At 62.5% G+C, this 18,628-nt stretch carries 21 protein-coding genes; 2 read left to right on the top strand and 19 right to left on the bottom strand.

Features of this window, described 5'->3' with window-relative positions:
- Positions 1–125: 125 nt before the first annotated feature.
- Positions 126–563, bottom strand: coding sequence for an excinuclease (locus HU755_RS24570; protein WP_186637459.1), 438 nt, complete (start codon positions 561–563; stop codon positions 126–128).
- A 118-nt stretch (positions 564–681) separates the two neighbouring features.
- On the opposite strand from HU755_RS24570, the gene HU755_RS24575 reads away from it, so the two are divergent.
- Both HU755_RS24575 and HU755_RS24580 read left to right on the top strand, forming a co-directional pair.
- Positions 682–987 (top strand): type II toxin-antitoxin system RelE/ParE family toxin, encoded by a 306-nt coding sequence (locus HU755_RS24575; RefSeq protein WP_186637460.1) that lies wholly within the window; start codon positions 682–684, stop codon positions 985–987.
- Complete coding sequence (locus HU755_RS24580) at positions 984–1,271, top strand: addiction module antidote protein (RefSeq protein WP_007943750.1); 288 nt, start codon at positions 984–986, stop codon at positions 1,269–1,271. Before HU755_RS24575 ends, HU755_RS24580 begins: the two co-directional genes overlap by 4 nt.
- Before the next feature lie 57 nt (positions 1,272–1,328).
- On the opposite strand, the gene HU755_RS24585 is transcribed toward HU755_RS24580, so the two are convergent.
- The 18 genes from HU755_RS24585 to HU755_RS24670 all read right to left on the bottom strand — a co-directional run bounded on the left by HU755_RS24585 (position 1,329) and on the right by HU755_RS24670 (position 18,624).
- Positions 1,329–2,132, bottom strand: a complete 804-nt coding sequence (locus HU755_RS24585) for a hypothetical protein (RefSeq protein WP_186637461.1) — start codon at positions 2,130–2,132, stop codon at positions 1,329–1,331.
- A 25-nt stretch (positions 2,133–2,157) separates the two neighbouring features.
- Positions 2,158–3,384, bottom strand: coding sequence for a beta-ketoacyl-ACP synthase (locus tag HU755_RS24590; protein WP_186637462.1), 1,227 nt, complete (start codon positions 3,382–3,384; stop codon positions 2,158–2,160).
- Positions 3,384–4,112 carry a 3-oxoacyl-ACP reductase FabG gene (gene fabG, locus HU755_RS24595; protein ID WP_186637464.1) on the bottom strand — a complete coding sequence of 243 codons (729 nt, stop codon included), beginning with the start codon at positions 4,110–4,112 and terminating at the stop codon, positions 3,384–3,386. Before fabG ends, HU755_RS24590 begins: the two co-directional genes overlap by 1 nt.
- Complete coding sequence (locus HU755_RS24600; RefSeq protein WP_186619620.1) at positions 4,105–4,569, bottom strand: hotdog family protein; 465 nt, start codon at positions 4,567–4,569, stop codon at positions 4,105–4,107. Before HU755_RS24600 ends, fabG begins: the two co-directional genes overlap by 8 nt.
- Positions 4,566–5,762, bottom strand: a complete 1,197-nt coding sequence (locus HU755_RS24605; protein WP_186637467.1) for a beta-ketoacyl-[acyl-carrier-protein] synthase family protein — start codon at positions 5,760–5,762, stop codon at positions 4,566–4,568. The genes HU755_RS24600 and HU755_RS24605 overlap by 4 nt, the downstream gene beginning before the upstream one ends.
- A complete protein-coding gene (locus HU755_RS24610) occupies positions 5,759–6,373 on the bottom strand; it encodes a hypothetical protein (RefSeq protein WP_189664200.1) in 615 nt (204 codons plus the stop codon). The genes HU755_RS24605 and HU755_RS24610 overlap by 4 nt, the downstream gene beginning before the upstream one ends.
- Complete coding sequence (locus HU755_RS24615) at positions 6,373–7,098, bottom strand: class I SAM-dependent methyltransferase (protein ID WP_186637470.1); 726 nt, start codon at positions 7,096–7,098, stop codon at positions 6,373–6,375. The genes HU755_RS24610 and HU755_RS24615 overlap by 1 nt, the downstream gene beginning before the upstream one ends.
- Positions 7,095–8,342 carry a tryptophan 7-halogenase gene (locus HU755_RS24620; RefSeq protein ID WP_186637474.1) on the bottom strand — a complete coding sequence of 416 codons (1,248 nt, stop codon included), beginning with the start codon at positions 8,340–8,342 and terminating at the stop codon, positions 7,095–7,097. The genes HU755_RS24615 and HU755_RS24620 overlap by 4 nt, the downstream gene beginning before the upstream one ends.
- The gene (locus tag HU755_RS24625) at positions 8,329–9,492 is read right to left on the bottom strand and encodes a sodium:proton antiporter (protein ID WP_186637476.1); all 1,164 of its coding nucleotides are present in this window, start codon (positions 9,490–9,492) and stop codon (positions 8,329–8,331) included. Before HU755_RS24625 ends, HU755_RS24620 begins: the two co-directional genes overlap by 14 nt.
- Positions 9,489–11,819 (bottom strand): MMPL family transporter, encoded by a 2,331-nt coding sequence (locus HU755_RS24630; protein ID WP_186637486.1) that lies wholly within the window; start codon positions 11,817–11,819, stop codon positions 9,489–9,491. Before HU755_RS24630 ends, HU755_RS24625 begins: the two co-directional genes overlap by 4 nt.
- Positions 11,803–12,405, bottom strand: coding sequence for an outer membrane lipoprotein carrier protein LolA (locus HU755_RS24635; protein ID WP_186637489.1), 603 nt, complete (start codon positions 12,403–12,405; stop codon positions 11,803–11,805). Before HU755_RS24635 ends, HU755_RS24630 begins: the two co-directional genes overlap by 17 nt.
- Positions 12,402–12,827, bottom strand: coding sequence for a thioesterase family protein (locus HU755_RS24640; RefSeq protein ID WP_186619612.1), 426 nt, complete (start codon positions 12,825–12,827; stop codon positions 12,402–12,404). Before HU755_RS24640 ends, HU755_RS24635 begins: the two co-directional genes overlap by 4 nt.
- A complete protein-coding gene (hutH, locus tag HU755_RS24645; protein WP_186637491.1) occupies positions 12,820–14,364 on the bottom strand; it encodes a histidine ammonia-lyase in 1,545 nt (514 codons plus the stop codon). Before hutH ends, HU755_RS24640 begins: the two co-directional genes overlap by 8 nt.
- Positions 14,345–15,292 (bottom strand): glycosyl transferase, encoded by a 948-nt coding sequence (locus HU755_RS24650; RefSeq protein ID WP_186637493.1) that lies wholly within the window; start codon positions 15,290–15,292, stop codon positions 14,345–14,347. The genes hutH and HU755_RS24650 overlap by 20 nt, the downstream gene beginning before the upstream one ends.
- The gene (locus HU755_RS24655) at positions 15,289–16,023 is read right to left on the bottom strand and encodes a glycosyltransferase family 2 protein (protein ID WP_186549476.1); all 735 of its coding nucleotides are present in this window, start codon (positions 16,021–16,023) and stop codon (positions 15,289–15,291) included. Before HU755_RS24655 ends, HU755_RS24650 begins: the two co-directional genes overlap by 4 nt.
- 128 nt (positions 16,024–16,151) lie before the next feature.
- Entirely contained in the window at positions 16,152–17,831 is a 1,680-nt protein-coding gene (locus HU755_RS24660; protein ID WP_186637496.1) for an acyl-CoA synthetase family protein, read from the bottom strand.
- Positions 17,828–18,373 (bottom strand): hypothetical protein, encoded by a 546-nt coding sequence (locus HU755_RS24665; RefSeq protein ID WP_186637499.1) that lies wholly within the window; start codon positions 18,371–18,373, stop codon positions 17,828–17,830. The genes HU755_RS24660 and HU755_RS24665 overlap by 4 nt, the downstream gene beginning before the upstream one ends.
- The gene (locus HU755_RS24670; RefSeq protein ID WP_186637501.1) at positions 18,370–18,624 is read right to left on the bottom strand and encodes an acyl carrier protein; all 255 of its coding nucleotides are present in this window, start codon (positions 18,622–18,624) and stop codon (positions 18,370–18,372) included. Before HU755_RS24670 ends, HU755_RS24665 begins: the two co-directional genes overlap by 4 nt.
- Between the last annotated feature and the right edge of the window lie 4 nt (positions 18,625–18,628).

An 18,628-nucleotide genomic window follows, 5' to 3' on the forward strand; every position in this document is an offset into this window, starting at 1 on the left:
CTGTCGCCAATAGCGATGGAGCAAAAAGCGGCATAAAACGCCGTAACCGGTGTCTGGTATTACTTGACCAGTTCAGCCTGCTCGCGAAGAGGCCAGAAGCAACACCCCAGACATTCAGGTGCCAACTAAGGCAACCGCACCAAATCCCCCCTCAACGCCACCCGCGTGACAAAAATCCCTGCCCGGCACTCATAGGTATTCAAATCCTTGCGCACCCGCTGGTCGTAGTAACTGACGATATTGACCACTGCATTCGCCCCGACCCGCTTGGCATCGGCCTGCAACTTGATCAGGTTCGACTGCAACACCCACTCGCAGGATCGCTGGTCGCTCTTGTTGAAACCATTGGTTTTCAGGTCGCTGATCACACCGCGGCGCAACAACTGCTGAGTGCCCTGCGGCCCGTTACCGATCAGGTAAAACTTCACGCTGCCATCGAGTCGCCCGGCACGAATGGCGTCCGACAGCACGGTTTCGAAAGGCATGTACATCAGGTTGGTAGCGTGGCTGGCGCCGGGCAGGAGTGTGAGAAGCGCAACGGCGATCAGGACTTTCACGTGCATAGGGTCATCTCCTTGACGTAGCGACGGGTATTCGCTGACTCAACGAGTGTAGACACCGTACATCAGCTTCAGAGAAAACAATGTGGAGCATCTGTGGCCCAAAGGCTACACTTCGGCCATGGCTGAGATTCTTCGAAGTTCCACATTTTCCAGTTGGCTTTCAAAATTGCCTGATAGCCGCGCCAGGATGCGTATTCAGGTGCGAATTGATCGTATGGCCGATGGAAACTTTGATGATGTCAAAGCCATCGGTGAAGGGCTCAGCGAAGTCAGAATTGACTACGGTCCCGGATATCGAGTCTATTTCATGCAACAAGGTCGGCAAGTGGTCATCCTCCTTTGCGGCGGAGACAAGAGCAGCCAACCCCGAGATATCAAGCAAGCCAGGCTCATCGCGAAATCCTGGCAGGAGCAAAACCCATGACCGAACAATTCACTCGTTGGGACTCAGCCGAGTACCTCAAGACAGAAGAGGACATGGCCAATTATCTGGATGCCTGCATGGAGGAGGCTGGAGACGACCCGGCTTTTATCGCCAAGGCACTGGGCACCATAGCGAGAGCGCGAGGCATGACCCAGGTCGCACGTGACGCAGGGCTGTCCCGAGAGAGCCTCTACCGCGCACTTTCAGGCGAAGGAAACCCAGAGTTCGGAACAATCCTCAAGGTGGTGAAGGCGTTGGGTTTGAAGTTACACGCCAGTACCTGAACAGGGTTAAATGACAAAGGGCGCCGAATGGCGCCCTTTGTCGTTTCTACTGTCCAATCAATCCACGTGCGCCAAATCGCCACGCAACGCCACGCTCGACACCACCAGCCCGGCCCGGCACTGGAATTTCTCGGTGTCTTTGTACAGGTCGCGCTGGTCGACGCTGGCGATGTTGATCACGGCGTTGGCGTCGGCTTTCTTCGCGGCGTCCTGCAGCGTTGCCAGGGCTGATTGCAAAGCCCAGAAGCAGGCGTCTTCGTCGGACTTGTTCGAGCCGTTGGTCTTGCGGCTGCTGCTCACGGTGTCGAGTTTGCGCACCTGTTTGGGCAGGGTTTCGCCGGCCAGGTAGAACTTCACGCTGCCGTCGAGCAGGCCGGCGTCGGTGGCGCGTTTGACGCCCTCACGAAAGCTCAGGTAAGTCGGCTCTTCGGCGCCCTGTTTGATGATGCCGAGGTTGTTGACGTATTCGATGTCCGGGTTGATCGACAGCTCTTTCAGCACGTTGTCGCGCAGGCGGTTGACCCAGCGGTTGTAGTTGCCGTGGATTTTGCCGTCCTTGGCGTTGAGGCCGTAGCTGCTGCGGTAGTCGATTTCGAACGAGGTCGGGGTGAACGGAATATCGACTTCGGCGTGATGGCGGCCGCGGACGGTGATGGCGGCTTTGATCATGCCCGGACGCACCGATTGCACGACCCATTGACGGTCGTTCAGTGCGGTGACGATCGCGCGGCTCATCTGTTGCTGGGTGAAGCCCAGGTTCGGCGAGAACTCTTCCTTGGCGTTATACACCGGTTTGCTGGTGCATCCGCCGAGTACAAAGGCCAGGGCCAGCAGGGCGGCGATGCGGTAAAACTGAGTCATTCCCTTCACTCCAAATGTCTTGCGGTCAGTGCCAGCGGCGGAAAATCAACGAGGTGTTGACGCCACCAAAAGCGAAATTGTTGTTCATCACGTAGTCATGACGCATCTGGCGGAATTCGCCGCGCAGGTAGTCGAGCTTGCCGCAGTGCGGGTCGACCTCGTCGAGGTTGAACGTGTGCACGTATTCGTCGCGATTGAGCATTTCGATGCTGAACCACGACTCCAGTGCGCCGCAGGCTCCCAGCGTGTGGCCAAGGAAACTTTTCTGCGAACTGATTGGCATGCGCTCCCCAAACAAACTACTGGTCGCCAGTGTTTCGGCAATGTCGCCCTGTTCTGTAGCCGTGCCGTGGCCATTGACATAACCGATGGCGTCCGGCGTCAGCCCGGCGTCTTCCAGCGCCAGCTCCATGGCGCGGCGCATGGTCAGCTGTTCCGGGCGAGTGGTGTGCTGGCCATCGGCGTTGCTGCCGAAACCGACGATTTCGGCGTGGATATGCGCGCCACGGGCGAGGGCGTGTTCAAGCTCCTCAAGAACCAGCATGCCGCCACCTTCGCCAATGACCAGGCCGTCGCGGCCCTTGTCGTACGGGCGTGGGCTGGTCTGCGGTGCATCATTTTTCAAACTGGTGGCGTAGAGCGCGTCGAAGACCATGGCTTCGGTCGGGCACAGCTCTTCGGCGCCGCCGGCGAGCATCAACGGCAAGCGCCCGAACTTGATCGCCTCATAGGCATAACCAATGCCTTGGCTGCCGCTGGTGCAGGCGCTGGACGTCGGGATAAGGCGACCGGTGAGGCCGAAGAAAATGCTGATATTGGCGGCGGTGGTGTGCGGCATCATGCGCACGTAGGAGTTGGCGTTGAGCCCCTCGGCCACCGAGTTGAGCAGCATGTTGCCGAACGCCTTGATCTCGTCGGTGCTGCCGGTGGATGAACCGCACGCCACGCCCATGCGCCCGTCCTTGATCGACTCGTCGCCGAGCAGGCCGGCATCGGCCAGGGCTTGTTCCGCCGCGCCGACCGCCAGCCGCGACACCCGGCCCATGCTGCGCAGTTGCTTGCGCGTCCAGTGTGCCGGTACCACGAAGTCATCGATCGGCCCGGCCAGGCGCGTGTTGAGTTCGCTGAAGCGATCCCACTCGTCCATCCGGCGAATGCCGCTGCGATTGGCCGCGAAGTTGCCGGCGATGGTTGCCCAGTCGCTGCCCAGCGAGGTGATGCCGGCCATGCCGGTGACGACGACGCGCTTCATCAGCACAGGCCTCCGTTGACCGCCAGGACCTGGCGGGTGATGTACGAGGCTTCCGCCGACATCAGGAAATTCACCGCGGCGGCCACTTCTTCAGGGCTGCCCATGCGTTGCGCGGGGATCATTTTCATCAGTTCTTCCACCGGCACGTTTTCGTCGAGCATGGCCGTGTCGATCAGCCCCGGCGCGACGCAGTTAACCGTGATTTTGCGCTTGCCCAGCTCGATCGCCAACGCTTTCGCCGCGCCGATCACCCCGGCCTTCGACGCGCTGTAATTGACCTGGCCGCGATTGCCGATCAGCCCGGACACGGAGGTGATGCAGACGATGCGCCCGGCGGCGCGACGGCGGATCATCGGCATGATCAGCGGATGCAAAACGTTGTAGAAACCGTCAAGGTTGGTGCGCAGGACAACGTCCCAATCGTCATCGCTCAACGCCGGAAATGCACCATCGCGGGTCAGCCCGGCGTTGAGCACCACGCCGTAATAGGCGCCATGATTTTCGACATCGGCTTCGAGAATGCTTTTGCAGGTTTCACGGTCGGCGACATCGAATTGCAGAACGCGCGCCTTACGTCCCAACGCTTCGATTTCAGCCTGCACCGCCTGGGCTTCGCTCATGCCACTGCGGCAATGCAGGACGATGTCGTGCCCGGCTTGCGCCAGACGCAAGGCAATGGCGCGGCCGATGCCACGGCTGGAGCCGGTGACCAGTACGGATTCAGTCATCGTTCGACTCCTTGGTTTGTTGCAGATATTGGTTGGCTTCGGGCGGACGGAACACGTTCAGCCGGGCGCTGGCATGAATGCCGTCGCCGTTGATATGGCATTCGAAAACGCCCATGCCGTTGTCGTCCTCCAGCGAGCGCAAGCCATGAATGGTCAACTCGCTGCCTGGCGGAAACGCCTCGACATTGCACTCGAATTTTCGCGTGCCGAGCAGGAAACCCAGTTCGACCGGGTTGCCCTTTTGTCGTGCGTGGCAACCGGCGAAGGCGGCGACGCTTTGCGCCATCAGCTCGACTCCGACCCATGCCGGCAGGCTGCCGTCGGGCAGGTTGAACAGACCCTCTGCTTTGACGGTGAGAGTTGTGCAGATTTGCTCGTCATCGAAACTGAGGACCTTGTCGATCAGAATCATGTCGCCCGCATGGGGCAGCAGTTCGGCGAGCGGCCAGGCAATCATGGGGCGTCTCCGATAATCAGGCTGACGTTGTTGCCGCCGAAGGCAAACGAGTTGCTCATCAGGTAGCGCGGTGCAATGGACGTCAGGCGGTCGCGGGCGGTCACCCACTTGAGCGCCGGCAGTTGGCTGTCGGCGTGTCCGTCCCAGACGTGTGGCGGCAAGGCGTCAGTGGGGTTGGCGGCGCTCAGGCTCAGCCAGCAGAACGCCGCTTCCAGCGCACCGGCCGCGCCGAGGGTATGGCCGGTCATCGGTTTGGTCGACGAGCAGGCCACGCCTTCGGGAAACAGCGTGGCAACCGCCAGGCTTTCCATGGCGTCGTTGTGTTGGGTGGCGGTGCCGTGCAGGTTCAGATAATGAATTTGCGCTGGCTGCAACTGCGCGCGGCTCAAGGCTTTCTGCATCGCTTGCAGCGCGCCACGCCCACTCGGCTCCGGTGCGGAAATATGGTGCGCATCGGAACTGGCGCCGGCACCGAGCAAGGCGATGGCCGGTCCGTCGCCCGGCTGCCGGCTCATCACGAACAACACGGCGGCCTCGCCGATGTTGATGCCGTTGCGATTGGCCGAAAACGGATTGCAGCGCTCGTCGCAGACTGCTTCCAGCGCAGAGAAACCATTGAGGGTCAGCTTGCACAGACTGTCGACACCGCCGCACAGCACCGCGTCGCACAGGCCCAGATCAAGCAGGCGTTGCGCGCTCATCAGCGCCCGGGCGCTGGAAGTGCAGGCGGTGGAAATTACGTAGGCCGGGCCGCTCAGTTGCAGCCAGTCGGCGAGGAAATTCGCCGGAGCGCCGAGTTCCTGCTGGCGGTAATCGTATTGCGCGGGAAATTGCTGTTCGCGAATGTAATGCGCCAGACCGCGGCTGGCCTCGTCGATGCCGGAAGTGCTGGTGCCCAGCACCACACCGATGCGCTCAGGTCCGTAGGTCTGGATCGCGCGGTCGATGTCTTCACGGATCTGCAGCGCGGCCTCCAGCAGCAGTTGATTGTTGCGGCTGCTTTGGTCGGCCAGTTGCGCAGGGATCGGCGCCAGATCACCGCGCACGGCGGCCACCGGCAACGCCCGTTCGGCCACCCAGCCGGACTCGCGGCGCATCCCCGAGCAGTCGCCGGCGAACAGGTTGCGTGCGACTTCAGGCTTGTCGCGGCCCAGCGCGCAGATCACGCCGAGGGCATTCAGGTAAGCGGTCATGGCGTCGATTCACCTAACTGGGAAACGCGATAATGCGGGCCTTCGGGCAGGATCAATTGAAAACTCAACGATTGTGCATAACGGACGTCCCAGCGCGCAGGCAAGGAGCGATGTTCGGCCTGTTGTTGCGCGTCAGGATAGTTGCGCAGCAGCTCGGCGGACGGCGTCAGGGCGAACAGCAACGCCGCAAACAGCTCGCGCGCTTCCTCATTGGGCGGCAGCAAGCCATCGGCCTGCCAGTGTCCATCGATCAACTGCTGACGCGCCTGGGGAATGCCCAGCGGGTCCATCATCGACCAGCGAATACCGGCACCTTCACGCTGGATCACCAGCAGCCAGTCCTGGCGCTGTCCGGCTTGCTCGCGTTCGATGTGCAGTTGCAGCGGCAGGGGCAGCGTCGGGTGACCGGCCGGCAATGGTGGCTGGCTGGCGCAGGCACTCAACAGAAGCAGCATGCCGACCACCAACAGTCGCCACACAGAGGACAATGTGGGAGCGGGCTTGCTCGCGAAGACGTCGGTACATTCGACATCCATGCAAGCTGACCCACCGCTTTCGCGAGCAAGCCCGCTCCCACAGGGTTCGATGTAAGCCGGTCGAAAGTGGTGCATCAGGTAGCCCCTGCAAGCGGCTTGCGCGCCACGACATTCACCAGGGTTTCCTCGCGCTGGCCAAACGGTTTCGGCTTGCACAACCCGAACCGTTCCAGCAAGCCAAAATCCTTCGACCGACTCCACCACAGATACGGGTACGAGACATTGCGCTCATCAAATTCAAAACCCTGCTCGCGAATCATCTCTAGATACTCAGCGGCGCTCTTCTGCACCTGCATCGGGTGGCGGAACAACCAGCGAATCACCCAGGTATCAATGTAAGCCTCGGTGGATTCGGCGAACAGCAGATAACCGCCGGGCTTGAGCACCCGATAAAACTCGGCCAGCGCCTTTTCCTGCTCGACCAGATGGTGAAAGGTCTGGTGACAGAACAACAGGTCGACACTCGCGTCCTCGACCTTGAGCGTCGCGCAGTCGCTGCCGATCAACTCGACGTCCAGGCCCAGACGCGCGGCTTCCTCAGCGCTCAGCGCCAGGCTGTGCGGGTCGGCGTCGATGCCGATCAGCCGCTGCGGGGCGAAGGTCTGGCGCAAATGGCCGAACGACTTGCCCTGGCCGCAGCCGGCATCCAGCAGCACTGGGTGTTCCGGCAACGCTGCGCTGAACAGCCCGCGCAAATCGTTGATCGCCACGCGCAACACATGGTGCTGCCAGGTGTGGCTGCGCAGGAACCAGAAACCGAAGCGGGTTTCCTCGACGTAGCTGTCGCTCAAGTAGTTCATGGGGCGTCCTTTGCACAGAGTTCGGAAACCATTTTCAAACGGCGACGGGCTTCGCTGACAAACGGGTTGCGTTCGTCCCAGGCGTAGCCAGCGAGAATCGAGCAGATCATCCGACGAATCGGTTCCTGACCGTCCTCGAAAAAGATCACGTCCTGAAACGTACCGGCGTACCAGCCTTCGACGTAACAGCGGAAGGTGTCGACGCCGCGTTTCAGCGGCTCGGCAAACTCGCGTTGCCAGTCGACGGTTTCACCTTGCAACTGTCGGTGCAGCACCGCCGCCGCCATGCTCGCCGAACGCATGGCGATGGTCACCCCGGAGGAAAACACCGGGTCGAGAAATTCTGCCGCGTTGCCAAGCAGCGCAAAGCCCGGACCGTGCAGCGTCTTTACGTTGGCCGCGTAGCCGCCGAGGGTGCGCGCCGGTGTGTCCCAGACCGCGTTATTCAGCACCTTGGCGAGGCTCGGGGTCTCGGCGATGAAACTGCGCAGGCAGGCATCCAGATCGCTGTCGCGGCCCTGGAAGTGCTCGGCGGCTGCCACCACACCGACCGAGCAACGCCCGTTGCTGAACGGGATCGTCCAGAACCAGATATCGCGGTGCAGCGGGTGGGTGGTCACGAGGATTTTTTCGCGGTCGAACGCCGGGTGGTCGATGTGATCCTCGACATGGGTGAACACGGCCTGGCGCACCGGGAAGTTCGACGGCGCTTCAAGATCAAGCAGGCGCGACAACACGCGGCCGTAACCGCTGGCATCGAGGACGAATTCGGCTTCGACGCGGTAGGCGCTGCCGTCTTCGCGGCGCACATCGAGCTGCGGTTTCGCCCGGTCGAAATCGACGCTGACAATTGCATCGCCATAGCGAATTTCGGCGCCTTGCAGCGCTGCCTGATCGGCCAGCAGTTTGTCGAAATCGGCGCGTTGCACCTGGAAGGTGGTCGGTTTGCCATCGGTGAAGGTTTCACTGAAATCAAACGCGCTGTAGCGCTCGCCCCAAGCGAACGCTGCGCCGGTCTTGCGCTGGAATCCGGCGGCATTGACGGCCTCGAGCATGCCGGCTTCTTCGACAAAATCCAGGCAATGGCTAAGCAGGCTCTCGCCGATGGAAAAGCGTGGAAAATGCTGGCGCTCGATCACCAGCACATCGTGGCCTTTGCGCTTGAGCAAGGCGGCGGCGATAGCGCCGGAAGGGCCGGCGCCGATGATCACGACCTGACGGGATTCCATTTCAACGATTGGCACGTGAGCTCCGGGGCAGAGGATGAGGCAGGTTCAGGGGCGCGCGATGCAGACCGATCAGCGCCGGCAGCAGCGTTGCGATCAGGCCCATCAGCATCAGCGCGAAGTACAGCGCCGGGGTGATGAGCTGTTGCTGCAGCAGCAGATTGAGAAAAACGATTTCGCTCAGGCCGCGAATGTTCAGCAAGACGCTTTCACGCCAACGGCTGGCGCCGGCGAACGAGGCGCCAGCCCAGCCGAGGCCGAGCCAGTTGCCGAGCAGTTTACTGGCAATCGGCAACAGCAGCAGCGCCGCCCATTGCCCGGCGTCGAGACTGGCGAGAGCACTGTGCACGTTGATCTGGACGATGCCGAAGGTGAGGATCAACGGAATGGCGATCCAGGTCTGCAAACGGCTCATCCAGCGTGCGGGCAGCGGCAGCACCAGCGGCACCTTGAGTACCGCCATGCACAGCAGATAGCCGATGCCGAAAATCAGTGCATTGAGTTTGTAATGCTCGGCCATCACCAGCAGCGCGAAGAACCCGAGGCTGTAAGTCAGCGGGCGGCGCACCTGAAGCAGGCGCAACAGCAGCGGTACGCCCGCCATGCCCAGGGGAAGCAACAGACTGCTCAGGTGCAGACTGCCCTGGGCCAGGCCGAACAGGGTCCAGCAGGTCAGGTCGATGAGGATCGCGGTCTGCACCAGGCGCCGGGTAGCGGCGGGCGGGTAATCGATGTGGCGCAAATACAGGTACAACACCGGGATCGCGGTAATCGCGAACACCAGTCCGATTGCCAGCGAGTTGAGCCACGGTTGCGTCGGCAGCAGCCAGGACGCCACGGCCAACCCGCAAGCGAACGGCACGGCGAAACTCGGCACAGCGATTTTTACGCTCTGACGGTCGAGGCGCAGGTCGATGACGTCGCTGAGAATGTGCCCGAGCAGCAAGGCGAAGCTCAGGCTGTAGAGGTTTTTCAGCCAGTGCGGCGCGATCAGTTGTGCGCCGCTGAGCTGCCAGCCCGGCTCGATCCAGAAGTACATCAGCAGCGGCAAACCGAAGCTCGCCAGCAGCAACTGACTGACGATCGGAATCAGGCCGAAATGACGGCCGACACGGGTCGCCAGCGCAAACAGCGCCAGGGCCAGTAACCAGAAGCCGAAGACCATCATGATTTTGCCTGCGCGGCAGGTGCATGACGCCCGGCCCACGGCGCGAGCATGAAGCTGAACGCCAGACCGAGGCTCACCGACAGACCGAAGTTGCTCACCGCTGGTGTGCTGGACACCGCCAGCAGGCCGAACGAAAGCCAAGTCGTCACTGCCGCGAGCAATGTACCGAGCAGACTTACCGCCGCGCCACCGACCTGCTCGCGCATAAGGATCGCGTAATCGACGCTGATCGCCGTCACCAGCAGCAGGCCGAACAGGCTGAACAGGGTCAGCGGCTGACCGAGCCAGCCAAGGCTGGCCAGACTGCACAGCGCCGCCAGCAGCGGCAGGGCGACGATGCGCAGCGCGCCGGTCAGGCCGAACGGCAGAATCAGCACCAGCACGATCAACCCGCAGGAGGCGAGTTTCAGTTCGGCGGCGCTGATCTGCGTAGCGGCGAACACCTTGTTCAGATCACCCAAGCGATCGACCAGCACCACCCCCGGCAAATCCAGCGCCTGCACCCGCAGCAATGATGGATTGTTCAAGCCCTGCAAACTGGTGATCGCCGCGACGCCGTCTTCAGTCGAGCCAAGCCATAGCGTGCGATAAGGCTCGCCGAGCGGGCCGGCCAGCGCTGCGTCGATGTCTTCGGCTGGCAGCGTTTGCAATTGCTGCAATTCGTTTTGCAAAGCCGACGCTGGCACGCCGAGGTCGAGCAGCGGTTGCCAGAACGATGGCAGCTTGTTCAGTGATTCGCGCACTTGCTGCTGCTGGCTTGGCGCGCTGACCAGTTGATCGAGGGCCAGAAAGCCTTGCAGCTTGTCGAGGTTGACCAGTTGCTGCAGCCGCTCGCTCAGCGCCGTCTGGCGCTCGAGCAATTGCTGCTGATCGGCGGCGCGGACGAGGAAGAACTGGCTGGTCGGCTGATATCCGGTGATGCGCGCGATTGTCTGCGCTTCGTCGGTCAGATGCTGCGGCGCGCCGACCCATTGGCGGATGTCGTTTTTGCTCTGCAATTGCATCAGGCCGCCGACGCAGAAGGCGATCAGCAGGGCCAGCAGCACGGGCGTGCGAATGCAACCGAGCAGCGCCTCACGCAGATGAATCAGGCGTTCGGCCAGGCGCAGCGGCCATTGCGCCGGACGCAGTTCGACATTTTTCAGCAACGCCGGCAGCAGGCAGACCGCCGACAGATAGGCGCCGAGCAAACCGGCGGCGGAGAACACCGCTATCTGCGTCAGTGCAGGGAATGGTGTCCAGGCCAACGCCAGATAACCGATGACGCTGGTGATCAGGCTCAGCGTCAGTCCCGGCAAGGTCAGGCGCAGGGCTGGCCAGCTGCGCCAGGGCTTGAGGCTCCAGCTCTTGGACAAGTAGTGCAGCGGGTAATCCACGGCCACGCCGATCAGACTCGAGCCGAGCACCAGTGTCATCACGTGCATGTGTCCGAATAGCGCCACGCACGCCACCGCGCCAAACAGCATGCCCACCACCACCGGCACGAATGCCAGTAACACGCGCCAGCGACGAAACGCCAACAGCAGCAACAGCAGAATGCCAACCGTCGCGCCGCCGCCCACCCAGGTCATTTCTCGCGTGGCTTGTTGCTGGCCGTTGGCGGCGTACAGCAGGCCACTCGCGGCGAGCAACTGCACGTTGGCCTGCGCTGCCTGTTCGCGACTGTGCTGGAGCAAGTCTGCCACTTGCAGCGGCAGGTTCATGTCGAATGCGTTGCCCGTGGTGCGCGCGCGCAACAGCACCCAGTGCTTGCCGTCGGCTTCGGCGATCAACGCACCGCTGCCGATGTCCAGTTGCACCGCGCCGCGTTGCGGCTGGCTGTTCTGGATGCGCCCGGTCAGGCCTAGCCAATCGTCCTGACTCGGCACCAGGGTGAAACCGTTGAATGGGTCGAACAGCGCTTGCACCCGCTGCTGAATGAAGACGTCGGGATGTTCGATGAGTAACTGGCGATCATCCGCCGAGAGCATCGCCAAACGCCCTTGCAGCAGTTGCATGCGCAAGGCTGGCAGGTCCGCTTGCAGATTCCACTGCACGGACTCGAACAGACCGCTGGCCTGCCATTGCTCGCCCAGCGTTTGCGCCATGGTCAGCGCTTGCTGGCGATCGAGGTGGCCGACCAGCACCAGCATTTCGCGGTTGAGCGGCTCCTGCATGCGCTGTTCGGCGCGCAGCTCGAGGGCATCGGGATGGGTGCCGGGCACCAGCTCCATCAAGTTCGCCGACAGCGGCGCACCGTTGCGCCACTGCCAACCGGCCAGCGCGATGACCGCCAGCAGCAGGATCAGAAACAGCCAGGGCAGTTTGCGTTCACTCGGCAAAGTCATGTTGCTCCGCGTCGCTCAACGGTTGCTCGGCCGTGCTGTCCTGCAGGCGCAGCACGGTGCTGTCGCCTTGGGTTTCCAGCAATTCGATGGTTTGCACCAGCGTGCCGCCATCGATGTTGATCTGGTTGAACACTTGCTTGAGCAGCAGTGAGCGCGGCGTTAGCGTCAGTTTCCATTGCTGTGCCGTGCCGCTCAGGGTCAGCTCGAAATCCCGTTGCAGGCCACTGCTGTCACCTTGCAATACAGCGAGGAACAGACGGTTCTGCTCGGCACCGGCGCTCTTGTTCGGCAGCAGTTGCCAACCGTTGGTGTCACGGCGGGCGATGCCTTTGGCGGTGATGCGGTAATCCTGCTGCAGCGGCGTTTTCAACAACCACAGCAGGCCATGATTTTTAGCGAGAACAAAACGGCCCTTGCTGATCAGCGGTTGCGGCAGGGCACGCAGGTGTTTTTCCTGAGTGAACTGGCCGTGGATCACGTCCGGTTTCGCCAGTTGTTCGCTGAGCTGTTGCAGATCGAAGGCATTGGCCCATGACGACATCGCCAGCAGCGCCAAAACGCTCAGACCTTTAAGCAAAACATTCATCGCAGCATCCTTTCCACGGCATCGGTGAAGACTTTCGGCGAAGCCAGTTGCATCTCGCGATTGCTGACGTCGACGGCGACCTGCACCGAGCTGGCGCGGGTCAGGCGTTCGCCGGTGTCCAGGTCGGTGATCAGGTAGTTGATCTTCAGGCGGTTTTCCCACTCGACCAGGCTTGCGCGTACGTTTAGCCGTTGACCGAACACCGCGCCGCGCACATAGCGCAATTGCAGGTCGATAATCGGCCAGGCGTAGCCGGACTCGACCATGTGCGTGTAGTTGTGGCCGATCTTGTCGAGCAGCGCGCATCGCGCCACTTCCAGGTATTTGACGTAATGCCCGTGCCAGACCACGTGCATGGTGTCGACGTCAAAAAACGGCACGAGAATTTCCGTGTCGGCGTGCAATACCCCGGCGCTACGCATGCAGCCTCCAGTGTTGTGCGGCGATGCGTTGCAGGCACAGGCGCAGTTCGCCTTCCAGCGCACGGTCTTCGATGACCGGCGGGAAGTCTTTGCCGAGTTCTTCATGCATCGCGGCCAGCGCTGGCGGCAACGGGCGCGCATCGAAGGCCTGAGCGCGCAGCCACACGCCCTGATTGGCGGCGAGCAAGGTGGCGGCGGCGACCTGTTCGGTCAGCTCCAGCACGCGAATCGCATCACGGGCGGCGATGGTGCCCATGCTCACCTTGTCCTGGTTGTGGCATTCGGTGGAACGCGAGAACACGCTGGCCGGCATGGTGTTTTTCAGCGCTTCGGCGGTCCAGGCGCTGGTGCCGATCTGCACCGCTTTGAAGCCGTGATTGATCATCGCCCGGTCCGCTGGGGCGCCGGACAGATTGCTCGGCAAGCCATGGTTGTAGCGCTCATCGACCAGCAGCGCCAGTTGCCGATCAAGCAGGTCGGCGACGTTGGCCACGAGGTTTTTCAGGCTGTCCATGGCGAAGGCGATGTGGCCGCCGTAGAAGTGCCCGCCGTGCAGCACGCGCTCGGCTTCGGCGTCGATGATCGGGTTGTCGTTGGCGCTGTTGAGTTCGGTCTCGATGAACGCGCGCAGCCAGTTCAGGCTGTCGGCCAGCACGCCGAGCACATGCGGCGCGCAACGCAACGAGTAGCGGTCCTGCAGACGATGCAGCGGCGCGGTTGGCGCATCGATTGCCAGATCCTTGCGCAGCCACGCGGCCACTTGCATTTGCCCCGGATGCGGCTTGGCGGCGAACAGGCGCTCGTCGAAGTGCTCCGGATTGCCTTGCAGCGCCACCACGTTGAGCGCGGTGATGCGTGTGGCCAGGTGCAGCAGGTAATCGGCGCGGGCGAAGGCGAGGCAGGCGAGGCCGGTCATCACCGCTGTGCCGTTCATCAGCGCCAGCGCCTCTTTCGGCCGTAGTACCAACGGTGTCCAGCCCAGTTCGCGATGCACGTCGGCGGCCTGACGGCGTTCGCCACGGAACATCACTTCGCGTTCGCCGGACAGGGTCGCGGCAACGTAGGACAGCGGCGTCAGGTCGCCGCTGGCGCCAACCGAGCCTTCTTCGGGAATCAACGGCAGGATGTCGTAGTCAAGGAACGCGTGCAGACGCTCGAGCAACTCGATCCGGACCCCCGACACGCCGTGGCACAGCGACTGCAAACGCGCCGCCAGCACCGCGCGGGTGGCTTGCGCGTCGAGCAGTTTGCCCAGGCCACAACCGTGGAAGGTGTAAAGGTGACGCGGCAGCGCTTCGACGTGATGCAGCGGTACCGCGACCACGCAGGAATCGCCATAACCGGTGGTGACGCCGTAGATCACGCCTTCCTTGTCCAGCAGCGAATCGAGAAAACGCGCGCCCTTGGCGATGCGCTCGCGGTAATCGGCGTCATCCTGCAACCGCACGGGGGCCTGACGGTTGGCCAGGGCCAGCACGTCTTCGATGCGCAAGGGGCGTTCGCCGAAGGTTACCGGCTCATGGGTTGGCGTCGTCATCGGTCTTCCAGAAAGGGTAAAAGTTGAACCATTGCTGCGGGGCTTCGAGGCAATAGTGACTCAGGCGCTGCGCGTAGCGGGTGGCCCACTGATGAATGACCTGCTCGCGCTCGCGGCGAGTCCACGCCACCGCATCGGCGAACGGTTCGAGGGTCAGGCGATAGTGGCCGTCGGGTTGTTTCAGGCACATCAGCAGATTGACCGGGCACTTGAGCAGCCCGGCCAGCAACCACGGACCTTGCGGAAACGGCGCCGGTTGGCCGAGAAACTCGACGGTCACGCTGCGCCCGCCGTGCAGCGGCACGCGGTCGCCGGCAATCGCCAGCCACTCGCCACGCTCCAGCCGTTCGTGCAGCTGCAGCATGATCACCGGGTCGAGTTCGCTGACCTGAATCAGGCGCAGATTGGTCGCCCCGGCTTCGCCCAGCAAACGGTTGAACTGCTCGGCATGCTTGGTGTGCACCAGCACGTTCATGGTGACTTTTTCGCCGATCTCCGCCAGCGCCCGGCACACTTCGAGATTGCCCAGATGCGCGCCGACCAGCAGTTGCCCGCGACTGCCGCGCAACTGCTTACGCAGCAGCGCCGGGTCGATGATTTCAATCTGTTCGATGCGCAGCTTGCCGTTCCACACGTCGAGCTTGTCCAGCAGCGAATCGGCGAACGCCATGAACTGGCCGAACACCCGCCAATGGCTCGGACGCAAATTGTCGCGATGACTCCAGTCCGCCAGCCGTTGCTGGTACTGCCAGGCACTGCGCCGGGCGATGCGCCCGAACAGGAAAAAATACAGGACGATGCCGTACAGCAACGGGCTGAGCAGGCGGCGGCCGAGGACTTTGGCGGCGAACGCGGTGAATTTCATCAGCAGGAAACTGCCGCGTTCCTCGCGGTCGGCCCAGTGTTTGTTATCGGCGCCTTCGCTCATGGTTTTAACCGCCGCCAGAGGATCACCGGTAAACGCAGCAACATGCCGAAGAACAGTCGCGTGTGCATGCTGGAAATCAGCGCGTTGTCGTGCCACAGACGAAAGTGCGACACGCCGTCCAGCGGGTAATGCACGCGGGTGTGCAACCAGCGCATTGGCTGATTGCGCCAGGACAGGCGCACGAGAATGTCCGAGTCGAAGTCCATGCGCTTGCCGACTTTCGCCGAGTCGATCACCGCCAGCGTCGGCGCCAGCGGGTAGACACGAAAACCACACATCGAATCGCGGATCTGCAACGACAGGGTGTTGATCCACACCATCACATGGGTCAGATAGCGCGCGTACAGGCGACCCTTGGGCACGCTTTCGTCGAACTGTGGGTAGCCGCAGATCATCGCTTGCGGGTAGGCGCGGGATGCTTCGACGAAGCGGGCGACATCCTGCAGATCGTGCTGACCGTCGGCGTCGACCTGCAAGGCATGGCTGAAGCCCAGTCGCGCGGCTTCGCGCAGACCGGTCATCACCGCGCCGCCCTTGCCTTGATTGACCGTAAGACGCACCAGAAAGACCTTGTCGCGTCCGGCGAGGGTGTCGAGTACCCGGGCGCAGGAAGGCTCGCTGGCGTCGTCCACCAGAATGCATGGCAGGCCTTGGGCGAGCAGGGCATCGACCACGGTGGTGATCGCGGTTTCGTGGTTGTAGACCGGGATCACGGCGCAAGGGTTATGCATGGAACACATCCCCTTTGTGGCGAGGGAGCTTGCTCCCGCTCGAGTGCGAAGCGCTCGCCTTCGATGGGCTGCCAAAAACGGGTGGGGCTGCTTCGCAACCCAGCGGGAGCAAGCTCCCTCGCCACAGGTTATGCATGACTTTTCCCCAAGAGGATGCGCCCGCTCGAGCAGGTCGCCGTGTCGTTGCGATAAGCGAAATACAGTTTGCCGCGCGCCGGATCGAAGCGCAGGTGCAACTGGATTTCATCGCCGGGGCGCACCAGTTGCTGGAATTTCAACACTTCCATGCCGGCAAATGCGCCATCGAGCTTCAGCAATTGCCGGCCCAGGTTCAGCGCCCATTCCACTTGCACGACGCCGGGTAATACCGGCGCCTTGGGGAAGTGGCCGCTGAAATAGGCCAGGTCCGGCGGCACGCTTAGTTGCAGGCTCCACTCGCCCTCGGTTTCGCTTTGCTCAAGCACTTCGGGGGCTTTCGGCCGGGCAGCGAGCAACAACGCTTCGACGGTGGCCTGGGGCAGTTTGCCCTGGCTGTTCAGGGGCAGTAGGCGCAGCAGGCGCCAGCGCCGCGGCAGGGCGAGGGCTTCGCAATGCTGGCTCAGGTGCTTGCGCAGGGTTTCGGTCAGGCCACGGCGGCCGTGTTCGCGCAGCGCAAACAGACCCGATTCGCTGAGCACCAGCAGAGCGCCGAGCGAGGCGCGGTTTTCCTGCACCACGCCCAGCCGCGCTTCCGCTACCCAATCATGGGCAACCAGGGCTTGTTCGAGCATGGGCAGCGAGATGCGTTTTTCTTCCAGTTTGACGATGCGGTCCAGCCGGCCCAGCAGTTCGAAACGCCCGTCGGCCTGGACGCGGGCGGCATCGGCCGTATGCTCGACATGCCCGGCAGGCAAATAAGGTGAGGCAACCAGCAGCGCGCCGTCGCTGTCCTGGCTCAGTTCGACGCCGGCAAACGGCTGCCATAAAGGCTCGCCCTGACGCCAGGCAATACCGCCGGTTTCCGAGCTGCCGAGGATTTCCGTCGGCCATTGCTGCAGGCGCTGATGCAGGCTCTGCGCGGCCTCTGGCGGCAGCGCTCCGCCGGAGGAAAACACCCGGCGCACGGCGCTCAAGGCCGGCCAGTCGAGGTTGTCGCCCATGCGCTTGAGCAGCGCCGGACTGGCGACCCAGGCAAAGGCCGGATATTCGCGGCTGGCACGCTGCAAATCCTCGGGAAACGCCAGTTGCCGGCGCACCAACGAGCGCCCGGCGCACAACGGCCACAGCACTCGAAACAGCAAGCCGTAGATGTGCTGCGTGGCGACACTGCCGATGATGCAGGCCTGGCCGAGGTCTGCGCCCCATAGCTGCTCCAGCGCCTGGACTTCATTGGCCAGCTGGCGCAGGGTTTTGTCGATGCGCTTGGGTTCGCCGCTGGAGCCGGAGGTGCACAGGCTCAGGCGGCACTGATCGAGGTCCAGTTCGGCGCCCGGCAGCCCGGCTTGGTGAAAGTCGCTCAAGTGCGCGTCGCCAGGCTGATCGGTCAGCCAGCTATCGACTTCACCGGACCAGCGCTGGCGTGTCTGCGCTTGCAGGTCGGCGGGCAGCAACACGCTGGCGCCCGCGCGCCACGCGCCGAGCAGGGCGACGGCCAGATCGGCGGCATCTTCCAGATGCACGGCCAGGCGCTTCACGCCTTGCGCTTGCAGGCCGGCGGCAACACTCAACGCCTGCTCGCACAGTTGCGCATGATCGATGGCCGGTGCGTGGCTGATTGCTCGCGCCGGCACAGTCTTGAGCAATAGCTGCTCAAGTTTTATCCAGTTCATGTACGGCCTCTTACCCGTTGTCGTATCAGCCATTCAATGGCAAACATCAGGCCGATCAATCCGTAGGAAATCAGGCCGGTGTACAACATCCACCAGTCCAGCGGCGCCCACAGCGTCAGAAGGGCAGCGCACAAACCGTTGCAAAAGAAAAACACGCTCCAGGCCAGCGTGACCTTGCGCGTATAGCGAATGGCAATGTCCGGTAGCTCAGGCTCGCGCAACCGTGCCAGGCGCTCGACCATCGGCGGGCCGTATTTCAGGCTCAGGCTGAACAGCACCAGCATGAACCCGCTGATCAGCACCGGGTACCAGCGCAACAACAGCGGACTGTCGAACAGCGCCAGCAGCAGGCAGAACACAATGGCCACGCCGGCCATCCACAGGCTGCCGGGTTTGCGCTCGCCGGTCAGCGCCCGCGCCAGCCACAGGCTGCCCAGCAGCAGACCGAACTGCCACGGCGAGAAGTGTTCCATACCGAAATACACCGCAAAGGGGTACAGCAGACCGGCCAGCAGCAGGCCCAGGCCGATCAGTCGGCTCATGTGGCCGGTTGAACCAGACGGAACACCGCCTCGACCACGTCACCGACGGTGCGCACCGACTTGAACTCCTCGGCGGCGATTTTTTTGCCGGTCTGACGTTTGATGTGATCGATCAGATCGACCGCGTCGATGCTGTCGATTTCCAGATCCTGATACAGATTCGCGTCCATGCTTACGCGGGCCGGATCCAGTTCGAACAGTTCGACCAGGGCTTCGCGCAGGGTGTTGAAGATATCGTCACGAGTTTGCATGGTC

Source organism: Pseudomonas sp. SWRI111 (assembly GCF_014268555.1).
Classification (GTDB): Bacteria; Pseudomonadota; Gammaproteobacteria; order Pseudomonadales; family Pseudomonadaceae; genus Aquipseudomonas; species Aquipseudomonas hamedanensis.